The sequence below is a fragment of the Xylophilus sp. GW821-FHT01B05 genome (assembly GCA_038961845.1).
Lineage (GTDB): Bacteria > Pseudomonadota > Gammaproteobacteria > Burkholderiales > Burkholderiaceae_C > Xylophilus.
On sequence record CP152408.1, the window covers coordinates 532,644 to 546,519 of the forward strand.

Annotated in this window: 14 protein-coding genes; 9 read left to right on the plus strand and 5 right to left on the minus strand. The window is 69.2% G+C overall.

Annotated elements, in window-relative coordinates:
* Positions 1 to 73: 73 nt before the first annotated feature.
* From AAFF27_02485 to AAFF27_02495, 3 genes are read right to left on the minus strand one after another with little or no spacing between them, the layout of a single operon-like run.
* The gene (locus tag AAFF27_02485) at positions 74 to 961 is read right to left on the minus strand and encodes an NAD(P)-dependent oxidoreductase (GenBank protein ID XAH24077.1); all 888 of its coding nucleotides are present in this window, start codon (positions 959 to 961) and stop codon (positions 74 to 76) included.
* Positions 962 to 994: 33 nt separating this feature from the next.
* Entirely contained in the window at positions 995 to 2,242 is a 1,248-nt protein-coding gene (locus AAFF27_02490) for a nucleoside recognition domain-containing protein (GenBank protein XAH24078.1), read from the minus strand.
* 19 nt (positions 2,243 to 2,261) lie between these two features.
* Positions 2,262 to 2,903 carry a LysE family transporter gene (locus AAFF27_02495; GenBank protein ID XAH24079.1) on the minus strand — a complete coding sequence of 214 codons (642 nt, stop codon included), beginning with the start codon at positions 2,901 to 2,903 and terminating at the stop codon, positions 2,262 to 2,264.
* 61 nt (positions 2,904 to 2,964) lie between these two features.
* Between AAFF27_02495 and AAFF27_02500 the strand changes: the two genes are divergently transcribed.
* The 3 genes from AAFF27_02500 to aqpZ all read left to right on the plus strand — a co-directional run bounded on the left by AAFF27_02500 (position 2,965) and on the right by aqpZ (position 6,592).
* Positions 2,965 to 3,879: an alpha/beta fold hydrolase gene (locus AAFF27_02500; protein XAH24080.1), complete on the plus strand. Its 915-nt coding sequence runs from the start codon at positions 2,965 to 2,967 to the stop codon at positions 3,877 to 3,879.
* Positions 3,880 to 4,027: 148 nt separating this feature from the next.
* The gene (radA, locus tag AAFF27_02505) at positions 4,028 to 5,443 is read left to right on the plus strand and encodes a DNA repair protein RadA (protein ID XAH24081.1); all 1,416 of its coding nucleotides are present in this window, start codon (positions 4,028 to 4,030) and stop codon (positions 5,441 to 5,443) included.
* A 441-nt stretch (positions 5,444 to 5,884) separates the two neighbouring features.
* Entirely contained in the window at positions 5,885 to 6,592 is a 708-nt protein-coding gene (gene aqpZ, locus AAFF27_02510; protein ID XAH26367.1) for an aquaporin Z, read from the plus strand.
* On the opposite strand, the gene AAFF27_02515 is transcribed toward aqpZ, so the two are convergent.
* Positions 6,578 to 7,807 carry an MFS transporter gene (locus AAFF27_02515; protein ID XAH24082.1) on the minus strand — a complete coding sequence of 410 codons (1,230 nt, stop codon included), beginning with the start codon at positions 7,805 to 7,807 and terminating at the stop codon, positions 6,578 to 6,580. The two genes, aqpZ and AAFF27_02515, sit on opposite strands and share 15 nt — an antisense overlap.
* Before the next feature lie 112 nt (positions 7,808 to 7,919).
* Here AAFF27_02515 and AAFF27_02520 point away from each other — a divergent pair, with 112 nt between their 5' ends.
* The 6 genes from AAFF27_02520 to AAFF27_02545 are packed head-to-tail and all read left to right on the plus strand — an operon-like array spanning position 7,920 to position 12,673.
* Positions 7,920 to 8,345, plus strand: a complete 426-nt coding sequence (locus AAFF27_02520; protein ID XAH24083.1) for a glycerate kinase — start codon at positions 7,920 to 7,922, stop codon at positions 8,343 to 8,345.
* Between the two features lie 48 nt (positions 8,346 to 8,393).
* Positions 8,394 to 9,338, plus strand: coding sequence for a branched-chain amino acid transaminase (locus AAFF27_02525; GenBank protein XAH24084.1), 945 nt, complete (start codon positions 8,394 to 8,396; stop codon positions 9,336 to 9,338).
* 5 nt (positions 9,339 to 9,343) lie between these two features.
* The gene (locus AAFF27_02530; protein XAH24085.1) at positions 9,344 to 9,586 is read left to right on the plus strand and encodes a zinc-finger domain-containing protein; all 243 of its coding nucleotides are present in this window, start codon (positions 9,344 to 9,346) and stop codon (positions 9,584 to 9,586) included.
* Between the two features lie 12 nt (positions 9,587 to 9,598).
* Positions 9,599 to 10,414: a glycosyltransferase family 2 protein gene (locus tag AAFF27_02535; GenBank protein ID XAH24086.1), complete on the plus strand. Its 816-nt coding sequence runs from the start codon at positions 9,599 to 9,601 to the stop codon at positions 10,412 to 10,414.
* Entirely contained in the window at positions 10,411 to 11,706 is a 1,296-nt protein-coding gene (locus AAFF27_02540) for an O-antigen ligase family protein (GenBank protein XAH24087.1), read from the plus strand. Before AAFF27_02535 ends, AAFF27_02540 begins: the two co-directional genes overlap by 4 nt.
* Positions 11,684 to 12,673 carry a glycosyltransferase gene (locus AAFF27_02545; GenBank protein ID XAH24088.1) on the plus strand — a complete coding sequence of 330 codons (990 nt, stop codon included), beginning with the start codon at positions 11,684 to 11,686 and terminating at the stop codon, positions 12,671 to 12,673. Before AAFF27_02540 ends, AAFF27_02545 begins: the two co-directional genes overlap by 23 nt.
* A gap of 140 nt (positions 12,674 to 12,813) precedes the next feature.
* Here the strand turns inward: AAFF27_02545 and AAFF27_02550 are convergent, their stop codons facing one another.
* Positions 12,814 to 13,872 (minus strand): nitronate monooxygenase, encoded by a 1,059-nt coding sequence (locus tag AAFF27_02550; protein ID XAH24089.1) that lies wholly within the window; start codon positions 13,870 to 13,872, stop codon positions 12,814 to 12,816.
* Between the last annotated feature and the right edge of the window lie 4 nt (positions 13,873 to 13,876).

Consider the following 13,876-nt stretch of genomic DNA (forward strand, 5'->3'; position numbering starts at 1 on the left):
GTTGGGTTTGTTGATGAAAAGAGGCCAAAGCCCATACCAGGCAAGGGCAATAAGCTATCAATAATGAAGCGTTTCAGTGCGCCTCGCCGCCTTTGGCCAGCAGCGCCACCAGCTCCGGCACCAACGCCTGCGGATCACCCTCGCGCGCTGCGCGGGCATAGGTCTGGTGCACGCCTTCGGCAATGGCGCGGGCGGCGCCGCTGTCGCCGGCCATGGCGGTGTAGTAGCCCAGGTCTTTCTGTGCATTGGCCATGGCAAAGCGCAGGCCGGAGGCGTCTTTGGCCAGCAGGTAGGGCTTGAGCCGCTCCAGCGCGATGCCGCCGCCGCCGCCCTTGGCCAGCACGTCGACCAGCACCTCGGGCGCCACGCCGGCGCGCTCGGCGCAGGCGGCGGCCTCGGCCAGCAGCGCGACAAAGCCCAGCGACACGTAGTTGTGCAGCAGCTTCATGCGGTGGCCGGCGCCAATCGGGCCGGCGTGGGTGATGTTCTCGGCAAAGCAGGCCAGCAGCGGCCGGCATTCGTCAAACAGCGCCGCGTCGCCGCCCACCAGCAGATTCAGCCGGCCCTCGGCCGCCTCCTTGGGCGTGCGGGTCATGGGCGCGTCAAGAAAGCGGCCACCGGCCTGCAGCACCGCCTGCGCCACGCGCTCGGTGGAGGAGGGGATGGCGGTGGAGCAATCGATCACCACGGTGCCTGGGCGCAGGCCTTGCAGCACGCCGCCTTCGCCCAGCAAGACCGCCTCGACCTGGGGCGTGCCGGTAACGCAGAGGATCACCACGTCGGCGCCGGCCGCCAGCGCCGCGGCGCTGGCCTGTGTGCGCGCGCCGGCGGCTTTCAGCGCGTCCAGCGGCTGGTTGCCGGCGTGCTCCAGCACCGTGAGCGGGTAGCCGTGTTTGGCGATGTTGCTGGCAATGCCGTGGCCCATCAGGCCGATGCCGACCATGCCGATCTGTTGCTTCATGGAGTGTCTCTGTATTGGAGGTAAGGGATGGTTTTACCGGAAGAACGCGTAAGCAATGCCAATCGCCGCCGCCAGCCCGGCCGCATCGGCAAACAGCGCGCAGCCCAGCGCGTGGCGCATGTTCTTCAGGCCCACGCTGCCGCCGTACACGGCCAGCACGTAGAAGGTGGTTTCGGTCGAGCCCTGGATGATGGCCGCGAGCTTGGCCGGGAAGGATTCGACGCCATAGGTCTGCATCACATCCACCATCAGCCCGCGCGCGCCGGCGCCGGACAGGATCTTCATCAGGCCCACCGGCAGCGCCGGCAAAAAGTCGGTATCCCAGCCCAGTGCCGCCACGCCGTGGCCGACGCCGGCCAGCAGCCAGTCCATGCAGCCGGCGGCGCGAAACAGGGCGATGGCGCACAGCATGCCGACCAGGTAGGGAATGATTTGCACCGCCACGCCAAAGCCTTCCTTGGCGCCTTCGACGAAAGTGTCATAAACCGGCACGCGGCGCCAGGCGCCGGCCACCAGAAAGGCCGTGACCAGTGCCAGGATGCAGAAGGCGCCGGCCAGGCCGGTGATGCGCGCCGCCTGCTCGGCCGGCAGTTGCGCCAGGCCGGCCAGCAAGGCCGCCAGCATGGCCAGCACGCCGGCCAGCGGCAGCAGGAAGCGCGGCTTGTACAGCGGCAGGCGCTGGCATACGGCCACCGCCAGCAGCCCGGCAATGCAGGAGGCAAAGGTGGCCAGCAGCGTCGGCAGCAGGATGTCGGCCGCGTTGAAGTGGGCCACGCCCTGGCGCAGCGCAATGCTCTGGCGCACGGCGATGACGGCCGTGGGGATCAGCGTGATGCCGGCGGTGTTGAGCACCAGGAACAGGATCTGCGCGTCAGTGGCGGTACCGGGGCGCGGGTTGAGCGTTTCCAGCTCGGCCATGGCCTTCAGGCCCAGCGGCGTGGCGGCGTTGTCCAGGCCCAGCAGATTGGCCGAGACATTCATGGTCATGGCGCCCTGTGCCGGGTGCCCGGCCGGCACGCCCGGGAACAACTGGCGCAGCAGCGGCGCGGCGGCGCGCGCCAGCAGGTCGACCATGCCGGCGCGCTCGCCCACGCGCAGCAGGCCCAGCCACAGCGCCATGACGCCGGTCAGGCCCAGCGCAATGTCAAAGCCACTGCGCGCCGCCTCGAACAGCGCGGCCAGCAGGCGCGAGAACACTTCCACATCGCCCATGGCCAGCCGCACGCAGGCGGTGGCAAAGGCCACCACAAAAAAGCCGAGCCAGACCAGGTTCAGTGCCATGTCTGAGCCTTGTCGCGGCCTATCTCTTAAAGCTGGCCAGCAGTGCGCCGGCCGCGATGAACAGCGAGCCAAAAGTGCGCTGCACCCAGCGCACCTGGCGCTCGGTGCGCAGCCGGCGCAGCACGCGCGCGGCCAGGGCGGCGTAGCCGGCCATCACGCTGCCCTCGGTCAGCGCCAGCGTGGCACCGACCAGCAGGTACTGCGGCGCCAGCGGCGCGCCCAGGTCCAGAAACTGCGGCAGCACCGCCAGCAAAAACACCGTGCCCTTGGGGTTGAGCGCGTTCACCGTCCAGCCGCGCAGCAGCAGTTGGCGGCGCAGGGCGGCGGGCGCCAGATCGGGCGCGTCGGCATCGGCCGGCGCCACCAGCGCATGGGCCGGCGCGCGCCACTGCTGCACGCCCAGCCAGCACAGGTAGGCCACGCCGGCCCACTGCACCACGTGGAAGGCGGTGGCCGAGGCGGCGATCAGCGCGCCCAGCCCGATGCCCACCACCAGCACCTGGGTGGACAGGCCCAGCACCAGCCCGGCGATCAGCGGCAGGCTGCCGCGCACGCCGCCATGCTGCAGGCCGCAGCCCATGGCCGCGACGGCGGCGGCGCCGGGCGACAGGCTGATGGCCCAGGCGGCGGCAAAGAAGGTGATCCAGACGTGAAAGGACATAGGGGCCTGCAAGAGTGAAGACGGCGTCTGTGCATTGTCTGCGAGCCGGCACAATCCGCGCATGTCTCTCTCCCTGCTGCCGCCCACACTCCCCAGCACCGACGCCGAAGCCCGCGCCTTGATCGCGGCAATCGACGCGCAACTTGAACAACACCGCATCGTGGTTGACGGCCATGAAGTCGTCTTCCGCCGCATTGGCAACGGCCCGCCGCTGGTGCTGGTGCACGGCGGCCATGGCAGTTGGCTGCACTGGGTGCGCAACCTTGATGCGCTGTCGCGCCAGCACACGCTGTGGCTGCCCGACATGCCGAGCTATGGCGACTCGGCCGCGCTAGAGGGCGCGCCCTCGCTCGAGCGCCTGGCACAGGCGCTGGCCATGGCGCTCGATGGCCTGCTGGGCGCCGGCACGCCGCTGGACCTGGCCGGTTTTTCTTTCGGCGGTTTGACCGTGGCGCATGCTGCGGCGCGCCGGCTGGAGCAGGGCGGCGCGGTGCGCCGCGTGGCGCTGCTGGGCACCAGCGGCCACGGCATGATGCGGCGCGACCGCATGAAGATGCTCGACTGGAAGGGCCTGGACGACGCGGCCGAGCGCGACCGCTGCCTGCGCCACAACCTGGGCGCGCTAATGCTGCACGACGTGACGCGCATCGACGCCCTGGCGTTGGCGCTGCACCGCCAGGCCTGCCTGCAGACGCGCTTTCGCAGCAAGGGCTACGCCGGCCGCGCCGTGCTGGCCCCGGCGCTGGACGCGCTCGACGCCCACGGCGTGCCGCTGCTGCTGGCCTGGGGCGCGCACGACGTCACCGCCACACCACAAGAAACCGGCCCGGCCCTGGTGGCAGGCCGCGCCTCACGCCGCTGGCAACTGCTGCCAGACGCCGGCCACTGGCTGCAGTACGAGCAACCGGCGCAGACCGAGGCGCTGCTGGAGGCCTGGTTTGCCGGCGCAGCGGAAGAAATGAACGCTATTGAATAAATAGCTGGTTGCCCAGGTGCATCATGTGTTTCAGATGCTTAAGCGCATGAAATGCAGGGTACACCTGGGCAATAAGCTATATTTTTAATAGCGAAATTCACCCGCCCCCGGGCCGCCGCCCACAACCGAGCGCCTATAGTCCCCGCCCATGGCCAAGGAAAAAACCAACTACGTCTGCTCTGAATGCGGCGGCACCAGCCCGCGCTGGCTGGGCAAGTGCCCGAGCTGCGGCGCCTGGAACACGCTGGTGGAGACGGTGGCGCAAGCCGCGCCCGCAGCCAGCAAAAACCGCTTGGGCACACCGGCCTTTGCCGCACTGGCGCAGACCGCCGAGGTGGCGATGCTGGCCGACATCGAGGCCAGCGATTTCGAGCGCACGCCCACCGGCATGGACGAGCTCGACCGCGTGCTGGGCGGCGGCATCGTCGAAGGCGGCGTGGTGCTGATCGGCGGTGACCCCGGCATCGGCAAATCGACCCTGCTGCTGCAGGCGCTGGACGCGCTGTCGCGCCGGCCTTCGGCGGCCTCTGCCAACGAGCCGGCCGGGCTGGACACGCTCTATGTCACCGGCGAAGAAAGCGGCGCCCAGGTGGCGCTGCGCTCGCGCCGCCTGGGGCTGGACCATTCGCAGGTACAGGTGCTGGCCGAGATCCAGCTGGAGAAGATCCTGGCCACGCTCGACCAATTGCGGCCGGCGGTGGCGGTGATCGATTCGATCCAGACGGTGTATTCCGACCAGCTCACCTCGGCGCCCGGCTCGGTGGCGCAGGTGCGCGAATGCGCGGCGCACCTCACGCGCGCGGCCAAGGCCAGCGGCGTCGCCATCATTTTGGTCGGCCACGTCACCAAGGACGGCTCGCTGGCCGGCCCGCGTGTGCTCGAGCACATGGTCGACACGGTGCTGTACTTCGAGGGCGATACGCACAGCAGCTTTCGCCTGGTGCGCGCCATCAAGAACCGCTTTGGCGCGGTCAATGAGATCGGCGTGTTCGCCATGACCGAGCGCGGCCTGAAGGGCGTGACCAACCCCAGCGCCATCTTCCTCAGCCAGCATGCCGAGCCGGTGCCCGGCAGTTGCGTGCTGGTCACGCTCGAAGGCACGCGGCCCATGCTGGTAGAGATCCAGGCCCTGGTCGACAGCGGCGGCCCCAGCCCGCGCCGCCTGTCGGTCGGCCTGGACCGCGACCGGCTGGCCATGCTGCTGGCGGTGCTGCACCGGCATGCGGGCATCTCCTGCATGGACCAGGACGTGTTCGTCAACGCTGTCGGCGGCGTGCGCATCACCGAGCCGGCGGCCGACCTGGCCGTGCTGCTGGCCATCACCAGCAGCCTGCGCGGCAAGCCGCTGCCCAAGGGCTTCCTGGCCTTTGGCGAAGTCGGCCTGGCCGGCGAGGTGCGGCCCGCGCCGCGCGGGCAAGAGCGCCTGAAGGAGGCGGCCAAGCTCGGCTTCTCCGTGGCCGTGGTGCCCAAGGCCAATGCGCCCAAAAAGCCCATCGAAGGCCTGGAAATCCACGCCGTGGAGCGGGTAGAGGAGGCAATGGACGTAGTGCGGCGCTTGCAATAGAGTCCGCTCTGCACCGATCCGGCCCGGCAAAGGCCTTGGCATCGGGGGCAAACGCCGACCGCTGCGGCGCTGCCGAAAATGTCCAGCTTCCTGCCGCGCGCGGCGGCGCGAGGCGCTTAGAACGTGTTTGCGATCTGTATGGGGATCGCGTTGGAGTGCAATCGGGATGAGTGGGCGGCCCAGTCTGCGCCGCATGGGCCCATGCCCATGCAAGCAGATGGGGCGCTCAATCGCCCGATTTCACTCCAACCCGAAGGGCAAGTGTCTTTGCGGGCGGTCTGCGGCGTTGCGGCGCTTGCCAATAGCGGTGCTATTGGCGGCGCACCGCGCCTTGCATCCCATCCCGCAAAGACACTTGCGCGACCCCATACAGACCGCAAATACGTTCTTACCATTCCGCCCCGGAAGGGGCGTTGAGGAGTGTGGACCATGAATAACAACATGAGGCAATGCGGTGCCGAGTTCATCGGCACTTTCTGGCTGGTACTGGGCGGCTGCGGCAGCGCGGTACTGGCGGCGGCGTTTCCCGGTCTTGGCATCGGGTTTCATGGGGTGGCGCTGGCCTTCGGCCTCACGGTGCTCACCATGGCCTTTGCCATCGGGCATATCTCGGGCTGCCATCTCAACCCGGCGATCTCCATAGGGCTCTGGGCCGGCGGGCGCTTTCCCGCCAACCGGCTGCTGCCCTACATCGTGGCGCAGGTGCTGGGCGGCATCGTCGCGGGCGGCGTGCTTTACCTGATCGCCAGCGGCAAGGCCGGCTTTGACGTGACGGCGGGCTTTGCCTCCAATGGCTATGGCGAGCATTCGCCCGGCGGCTATTCGCTGGCCGCGGCGGCCTTGTGCGAGGTGGTCATGACGGCGTTCTTCCTGATCGTGGTCATGGGCGCCACCGACCCGCGTGCGCCGGAGGGCTTTGCGCCCATCGCCATCGGGCTGGCGCTGACGCTGATCCACCTGATCAGCATCCCGGTCACCAACACCTCGGTCAACCCCGCGCGCAGCATGGGCGTGGCGGTGTATGCGGGCAGCTGGGCGCTGCAGCAGCTGTGGCTGTTCTGGCTGGCGCCCATCGTCGGCGGCGTGATCGGTGCCGGCATCTACCGCTGGATTGGCGGCGCGCCTGCACCGGCGCTAGCTGCGCGCTAGCCGCGCGGCGCGCGCCGCCACCAGCGCCCCGGCCACCATCAGCACGCTGGTGGCCAGGAACACGGCGCGCATGCCGATCTGCCCGCCGACAAAGCCGCCCAGCAGCGGCCCCACCACCTGCCCCGCGTACTGCGACGAGGTGGAGTAACCCAGCACGCCACCGGCCACGGCGGCCGGCACGCTTTGCCGGATCACGCTGGCGATGCAGGGCAGCAGGCCGGCCAGCGCCATGCCCATCAGAAGGCGCAGGCCCACCAGTTGCCAGGCATTGGTCACGAAGGCCTGCGGCAGCAGCAGCGCGGCGGCGGCCAGCAGGCAAGCGACGATCACCTTGTGGTGGCCGATGCGGTCGGCCAGCCGGCCCAGGCGCGGCGCGGCCAGGATGCTGCCCAGCGCCGCCGCCGACATCGCCAGGCCCGAGAACCAGGTCACCTGCCCGCCGGCCGGCAGCAACTGCGCCACATAGACGGTGATGATCGGCTCCACCGACATATGCGCCAGCGTCAGTAGCAGGCCGGTCAGCAGCATGGCCAGCACCGGCCGGCGGTCGGGGATCTGTGCCCAGAGTCCCCTGCGCTTGTGGCTTGCCGCTGTGGGCGGGCGCAGGGGCCGGTCTTCCCGTATCAGGAAGCAGGTGGCCAGGAAGGCAATGAAGATCGCCCCGCCAGCCAGGAAGAAGGTGGCGCGGATGCCGATCAGTGGCGGCAGCCCGCCGCCCACCAGCGGGCCCAACAGGCTGCCGGCCATGAAGCCCGAGGACAGCGTGCCCAGCGCCCAGCCCGAGCGCGCCTTGGGTGTCTGCGTGGCCACCAGCACCATCGAGCCCGAGCTGTAGCCGCCCAGCAGCCCGGCCAGCAGCCGCAGCCCCACCAGTTGCCAGGCGTTCTCCACCACGCCGATCAGCGCCATGGTCACGGCCATGCCCAGGCTGGCGCGTATCAGCATCAGCTTGCGGCCGTAGCGGTCGGCCAGGCGGCCCCAGAGCGGGGCGGTGAGCGCGGCGGTAAGAAAGGTGGCGCCAAAGGCAATGCCCGACCACTGCGCCAGCGCCGCATGGCCCTGCACGCCCAACTGCTCCAGGTACAGCGGCAGAAAGGGCAGCAGCAGGGTCATGGCCACGCCGGTGGTGAAGGAGCCGAACAGGCAGACGTAGAGGTTGCGCTGCCAGTAGGGGAAATCCGCCTCTGCGGCGGCGGGGATTGCGGGGGACGGCATGGTGTGCCGATTGTCCGGGCCGGGCCTGCCTCGCGGGCTGCCAAAGGGCGATGGCCGCCCCCGCCATTGGCGCGGTGGCGGAGGGCGCGCGCGGCGCTGCGAAAATGGCGGGATGAACAACTTTTCCAAAGTGCTTATTCCCGTCGGCTGCCTGGTGCTGCTGGCGGCGGCCTTCAGCAGCTATGGCTGGCGCGGCGTGGCCGTCGTGGGCGGCGGCATCCTGATGTGGCTGCTGCTGCATTTCACGCGGATGATGACCGTGCTCAAGCGGGCGTCAGACCGGCCGGTCGGCTATGTCGGCAGCGCCGTGATGCTCAACGCCAAGCTCAAGCCCAAGCTCACCCTGCTGCACGTGGTGGCCATGACCAAGTCGCTGGGCGCGCAGCAAAGCCCGGTCGACACCCAGCCCGAGGTGTTTCGCTGGACCGATGGCGGCGCCTCTTTCGTGGATTGCACCTTTCAGGACGGCCGGCTGACGCGCTGGCAGCTCACCCGCCCACCGGTGTCAGCGGACGTTACGCCGGCGGCGGGGGCTTAAAATCGCCGGCTTTCCGCCAAACCCGACCTTCTCCCAAGGACACCCTGCATGAGCCTCGTCCCCCCCGCGACCGCCCTTTCCGACCGTGACGGCAAGATCTGGATGGACGGCCAGCTCGTCGACTGGCGCGATGCCAAGATCCACGTCCTGAGCCACACCCTGCACTACGGCTGCGGCGTTTTCGAAGGCGTGCGCGCCTATGACACGGTCAACGGCCCGGCCATCTTCCGCCTGCAGGAGCACACCGAGCGCCTGTTCAACAGCGCCAAGATCCTGCGCATGAAGCTGCCCTTCAGCCAGGACGAGGTGAACGAGGCGCAGAAGACCGTGATCCGCGAAAACGGCCTGAAGTCGGGCTATATCCGCCCGCTGGTCTTCATTGGCTCTGAAAAGCTGGGCGTCTCGCCCAAGGGCAACACCATCCACACCATGGTGGCGGCCTGGTCCTGGGGCGCCTACCTGGGCGAGGACGGCCTGAAGCGCGGCATCCGCGTGAAGACTTCCAGTTACACGCGCCACCACGTCAACATCACCATGACGCAGGCCAAGGCGGTCAGCAACTACACCAACTCCATCCTCGCCAACATGGAAGCCACGGAAGACGGCTACGACGAAGCATTGCTGCTCGATGCCTCCGGCTTTGTCTCCGAAGGCGCGGGCGAGAACGTGTTCGTGGTGAAGAACGGCGTGATCTACACGCCCGACCTGTCGGCCGGCGCCCTGAACGGCATCACCCGCAACACCATCCTGCATATCGCCAAGGACCTGGGCATAGAAGTGGTGCAAAAGCGCATCACCCGTGACGAGGTGTATATCGCCGACGAGGCCTTCTTCACCGGCACCGCCGCTGAAGTCACGCCGATCCGCGAGCTCGACCGCATCGAGATCGGCATCGGCAGCCGCGGCCCGGTCACGGAGAAGGTGCAGAGCGCCTTCTTCGACATCGTCAACGGCCGCAATCCCCAATACGCCCACTGGCTCACCAAGGTCTGATCCGCATGACTGCCTCCTCCACTCTTGCCAGCGCCGTGCGCCGGCCGATCGTCGTGGTCGAACTGCTCGCCAGCGACCTCAACGCCCAGGGCGGCGTGTTCTGCCCCAGCCCCAAGGCCGACATGAAGCTCTGGAACAACCACCCCAAGGTCTACCTGGACGTGGCGCACAGCGGCGAGGCCAAGTGCCCCTATTGCGGCACGGTCTACCGCCTGAAGGCCGGCGAGACCGTGCGCGCCGGCCACTGAGCTGCTTTGCCGATGCAGGATGACCGCGCAGGCGGCATACACCGCCCGGCAGCGCCTACGCTCTCGGTCGCGGTCCTGACCCACAACGAAGCCCACCGTATCCGCGCCTGCCTGGAGAGCGCCGCCGCCATCGCCCATGAACTGGTGGTGGTCGACAGCGGCAGCACCGACGGCACCGTGGCCGCCGCCGAAGCCGCTGGCGCGCGGGTCTTCTCCTATCCCGACTGGCAGGGCTTTGCGGTGCAGCGCAATCGGCTGCTGGCGCATTGCACGGGCGACTATGTGTTCTTTCTGGATGCCGACGAGCAGATGACGCCGGCCTTGCGCGATGAGCTGCAGGCCATCGTGCAGCGCAACGAGCGCGCGGTCTGGAAGATCCGCTGGCGCATGGTGGCCTTTGGCCGCCCGCTGACCTGGTACCGCGCCAAGTCGCAGATCGAGCGCCTGTTCCGGCGCGACATGCTGCGCGAATTCACCGGCGTGGTCCATGAAGAGGCGCAACTGCTGGGCGAGCCGGTGCCGCGCCACTTGGTGCGCGCGCCGCTGTTGCACCACTCGCGCGAGACGGTGCGCGCCAGCCTCGACAAGCTCACCCAGTACGCCATGCTGGGCGCGGCCAAGCGCGCCGCGCTGGGCAAGCGCGGCGGCGTGCTGCGCGGCTTGGCGTCGGGCATCAGCATGTTCGTGCGGCTGTATGTGCTGCGGCTGGGCTTTCTGTGCGGCGGCGCCGGATTCCTGTACTGCCTGTTCGTGGCGCTGGAGAGCTTCTTCCGCTACGCGGCACTGCACTACGACCGCGACGATCTTTCCGGGCGGGTCGGGCGATGAGGTCCGACCAGTACGGGCTGCGGGTCGCGTCCGCGGCGGCCTTTCTTGTTCCCGGCGTGGCGCTGTGGCTGCCCTCGGGCTATTCCTATGGCGTGGTGGTGCTGCTGCTGGGGGCGCTGGTTTTTGCGGGCCGCTGGTCGCGCAGCCTGCGGCCGCTGGGCGGCGCTGGCTGGCTGGCGCTGTCCATCGTCGTCATGGGGCTGTTCTGGCTGCTGGACGCGCGCTCGGGCCGCAGCGACTGGGGTGGCTTCGACCGCCCGGTGAAGTACCTGCTGGCGCTGCCCTGCCTGTTCTTTCTGCATGCCTACGCGCCGCGCACCCGCGCGCTGTGGTGGGGCATCGTGGTCGGGGCCATTGGCAGCGGGCTGGTGGCGCTGTACCAGTGCTACGGCCTGCACCTGCCGCGCTCCACCGGCTACACCAACGCCATCCAGTATGGCGACCTGAGCCTGCTGCTGGGCCTGATGTCCCTGGCGCTGGTGGCCGTGCGCCCGCCGTCCCTGCGGCGGCCCTGGGAGCTGCTGCTGGCGGCCTGTGGCGCGCTGCTGGGCCCGCTGGGGTCGGTGCTGTCGCAGTCGCGCGGCGGCTGGCTGGCGCTGCTGGTGGTGCTGCCGGTGATGGCCCTGCTGTGCTGCCAATGGCTGCCGCGCCGCAACTTCCTGCAGATGGTGCTGGTGGTGATCGTGGGCCTGACGGCGCTGTTCATCACCCAGCCGCACCTGATCGACCAGCGCCTGGAGAAGGCGCGCAGCGAAATCGTGCAGTACGAGGCTGGCGACGACTCCGTCACCTCGGTTGGCCAGCGGCTCTACCACTGGAAGCTGGCCTGGCAGATGGGCTGGGACCGGCCCCTGACCGGCTGGACCCAGCACGGCTACGAGCTGGAGAAGGCGCGCCGCGTGGCCGCGGGCCTGGCCAACCCAAGCGTGCTGGGCTTCAGCCACGCGCACAACGAGGTGCTGGACATCTTCGCCAAGCGCGGCCTGCCCGGCGTGGCCGCGCTGCTGTTCTTCTACGGCGTGCCGCTGTGGCTGTTCTGGCCGACACGGCGGCGCCTGGATGCGCACACCGATCCCGAGGAGCGCGCCTCAGTGCTGGCGCTGCGCCTGCTGGGCGTGCTGGTGCCGGTCGCCTGCATCGGCTTTGGCCTGACGCAGGTCTTCATGGCCCACAACAGCGGCAACCTCTGCTACATCTTCTTCAACCTGCTGATCTACGGCTGCCTGCGCGGCACCGGGGCGGTGGTCCCTCGCAACGGAGCACATGCCCATGCACGTCCTGCTGGTCAATAACTCGCCGATCCCGGTGTTTGCCTATGGCGGCACCGAGCGCGTCATCTGGGACCTGGGCCGCATGCTGGTGGGCATGGGGCACAAGGTCAGCTACCTGGTGCCGGCCGGCTCGCACTGCGATTTCGCCACCCATGTGCTGCCCATCGATACCGAGCGGCCTTGGGCCGAGCAGGTGCCGACCGACGTGGACATCGTGCACTTTCAGTTCCACCCCAAGTTCGAGTCCGAAGACGCGCTGGGTCGGCCCTACCTGGTGACCGAGCACGGCAATGCGCGTAAGGCGCGGCCGCTGCCGCTCAACACCGTGTTTTTGTCGCGCGACCACGCGGCGCGCTATGGCTCCACGCAGTTCGTGCACAACGGGCTGGACTGGTCGGCCTACGGCCCGGTCGACTTTGATCGGCCGCGCGAGTACTACCACTTCCTGGGCAAGGCGGCCTGGCGCGTGAAGAACGTGCAGGGCGCGATCACCGTGGCCAAGAAGGCCGGCGTGCTGCTGGATGTGCTGGGCGGCGAGCGGCTCAATTTCCGCCGTGGTTTCCGCTATACCTTGTCGCGCCGCATCCGCTTCCACGGCATGGTCGGCGGCGAGCAGAAGGCCGGGCTGCTGAATGGCTCGCGCGGCATGGTGTTCCCGGTGCGTTGGCACGAGCCCTTTGGCCTGGCCATCATCGAGAGCCTGTACTTTGGCGCCCCGGTGTTTGCCACGCCCTACGGCGCGCTGCCCGAGCTGGTGCCGGCCGACTGCGGCGTGCTGGCCGACAACGCCGAGGCGCTGGCCGAGGCCGTGCGCAACAACCGCTTCGACCCGCGCCGCTGCAACGCCCATGTGCTGGAGCACTTCGGCGCCGAGCGCATGGCGCGCGACTACCTGCGGGTCTACGAGCGCGTGCTGGCCGGCGAGAAGCTCAATGCCACGCAACCCGTCATCCAGGGCCAGGCGCGCGAACTGGCCTGGCGTAACTGAAGCACCCCCCAGGCTTCGCGCTTCGCGTCTTCGCCAACCCCCTAAAGGGGGCACATCCAGCGGCCCGGCAAAGCCGGTTCCGCGGATGTCCTGGCTTGGCCTGCTCCGCGGCCTTCAGTTCTAGTTGGTGTGCGCACTGTTCAGGTTAAGCTGGCCCGCGCCGCGCGCCACTCCGCTTCGAGCACATCCACCAGCGCCGCCGCCGCCATGGGCCGCAACTGGCCCACGCCCTGGCCGGCCCAGAGCGACAGGTAATCCGCATCCCCGGCCGCAGCGGCGGCACGCCGCAGGGCCCCGGTCAGCGCGTTCTGCACCGGGTAGGCCGGCACGGCGGCTTCGTCGGCGGCGAGTGCTTCCATCATGGCGTTGACGATGCCGCGCGCTGGCCGGCCCGAGAAGACGCGGGTGGTGCGCGTGTCGGTGCCGGTCGCGGTGCGCAGCGCCTGCCGGTAGGCCGCGCCAATGCCGGCTTCGTCGCTGGCCAGAAAGGCCGTGCCCATCTGCACCGCCTGTGCGCCCAGCGCCTGGGCTGCGGCAATGCCGCGCCCGTCCATGATGGCGCCGGCGGCGATCACCGGGATTTGCAGCGCATCCACGCAGGCCGGCACCAGCGCCAGGGTGCTGACCATGGACGATGCAAAGTCCCCCAGGAAAGTGCCGCGATGGCCGCCGGCCTCGGCGCCCGAGGCGCAGACCGCGTCCGCGCCCACCGCCTGCCAGGCCAGGGCCTCGGCCACCGTGGTGGCGGTGCCGATCACGTAGCAGCCGGCGGCGTGCAGGCGCTCGACCGCAGCGGCGCCCAGGATGCCGAAGGTGAAGCTGGCAACGGCCGGGCGCGCCGCCAGCAGCGCCTCGAACTGCGCGCCGAAGTCTTCGCACCACTGCGCGGGCACGCTGGGCGTCAGATTGAAGCGGGCATAGAACGGCGCCAGCCGTGCCATGGCGGTGCTGACCGTGGCGGCGTCGGGCGCGGGCGTGTCTTGCACGAACAGGTTCAGGCCAAAGGGGCGGTCGGTGCGGCGCCGGACTTCGGCCACCGCCTCGGCCATGGCCTGGGGCGAGCGCATGCCGCAGCCCAGCGTGCCCAGCCCGCCCGCAGCAGAGACGGCGGCGGCCAGCGCAGGCGTGTCAGAGCCGGTCATCGGGCCCTGGATGATGGGCAGGCGCAGGTGCAGGGAGTCAAGCAGGGAGGTGGTCATGTCG

Excerpts from the sequence above, each read along its gene's own strand:
- AAFF27_02485 (XAH24077.1), bottom strand. The coding sequence starts at position 961 with ATGAAGCAACAGATCGGCATGGTCGGCATCGGCCTGATGGGCCACGGC.
- AAFF27_02490 (XAH24078.1), bottom strand. The coding sequence starts at position 2,242 with ATGGCACTGAACCTGGTCTGGCTCGGCTTTTTTGTGGTGGCCTTTGCC.
- AAFF27_02495 (XAH24079.1), bottom strand. The coding sequence starts at position 2,903 with ATGTCCTTTCACGTCTGGATCACCTTCTTTGCCGCCGCCTGGGCCATC.
- AAFF27_02500 (XAH24080.1), top strand. The coding sequence starts at position 2,965 with ATGTCTCTCTCCCTGCTGCCGCCCACACTCCCCAGCACCGACGCCGAA.
- radA (XAH24081.1), top strand. The coding sequence starts at position 4,028 with ATGGCCAAGGAAAAAACCAACTACGTCTGCTCTGAATGCGGCGGCACC.
- aqpZ (XAH26367.1), top strand. The coding sequence starts at position 5,885 with ATGAGGCAATGCGGTGCCGAGTTCATCGGCACTTTCTGGCTGGTACTG.
- AAFF27_02515 (XAH24082.1), bottom strand. The coding sequence starts at position 7,807 with ATGCCGTCCCCCGCAATCCCCGCCGCCGCAGAGGCGGATTTCCCCTAC.
- AAFF27_02520 (XAH24083.1), top strand. The coding sequence starts at position 7,920 with ATGAACAACTTTTCCAAAGTGCTTATTCCCGTCGGCTGCCTGGTGCTG.
- AAFF27_02525 (XAH24084.1), top strand. The coding sequence starts at position 8,394 with ATGAGCCTCGTCCCCCCCGCGACCGCCCTTTCCGACCGTGACGGCAAG.
- AAFF27_02530 (XAH24085.1), top strand. The coding sequence starts at position 9,344 with ATGACTGCCTCCTCCACTCTTGCCAGCGCCGTGCGCCGGCCGATCGTC.
- AAFF27_02535 (XAH24086.1), top strand. The coding sequence starts at position 9,599 with ATGCAGGATGACCGCGCAGGCGGCATACACCGCCCGGCAGCGCCTACG.
- AAFF27_02540 (XAH24087.1), top strand. The coding sequence starts at position 10,411 with ATGAGGTCCGACCAGTACGGGCTGCGGGTCGCGTCCGCGGCGGCCTTT.
- AAFF27_02545 (XAH24088.1), top strand. The coding sequence starts at position 11,684 with ATGCACGTCCTGCTGGTCAATAACTCGCCGATCCCGGTGTTTGCCTAT.
- AAFF27_02550 (XAH24089.1), bottom strand. The coding sequence starts at position 13,872 with ATGACCACCTCCCTGCTTGACTCCCTGCACCTGCGCCTGCCCATCATC.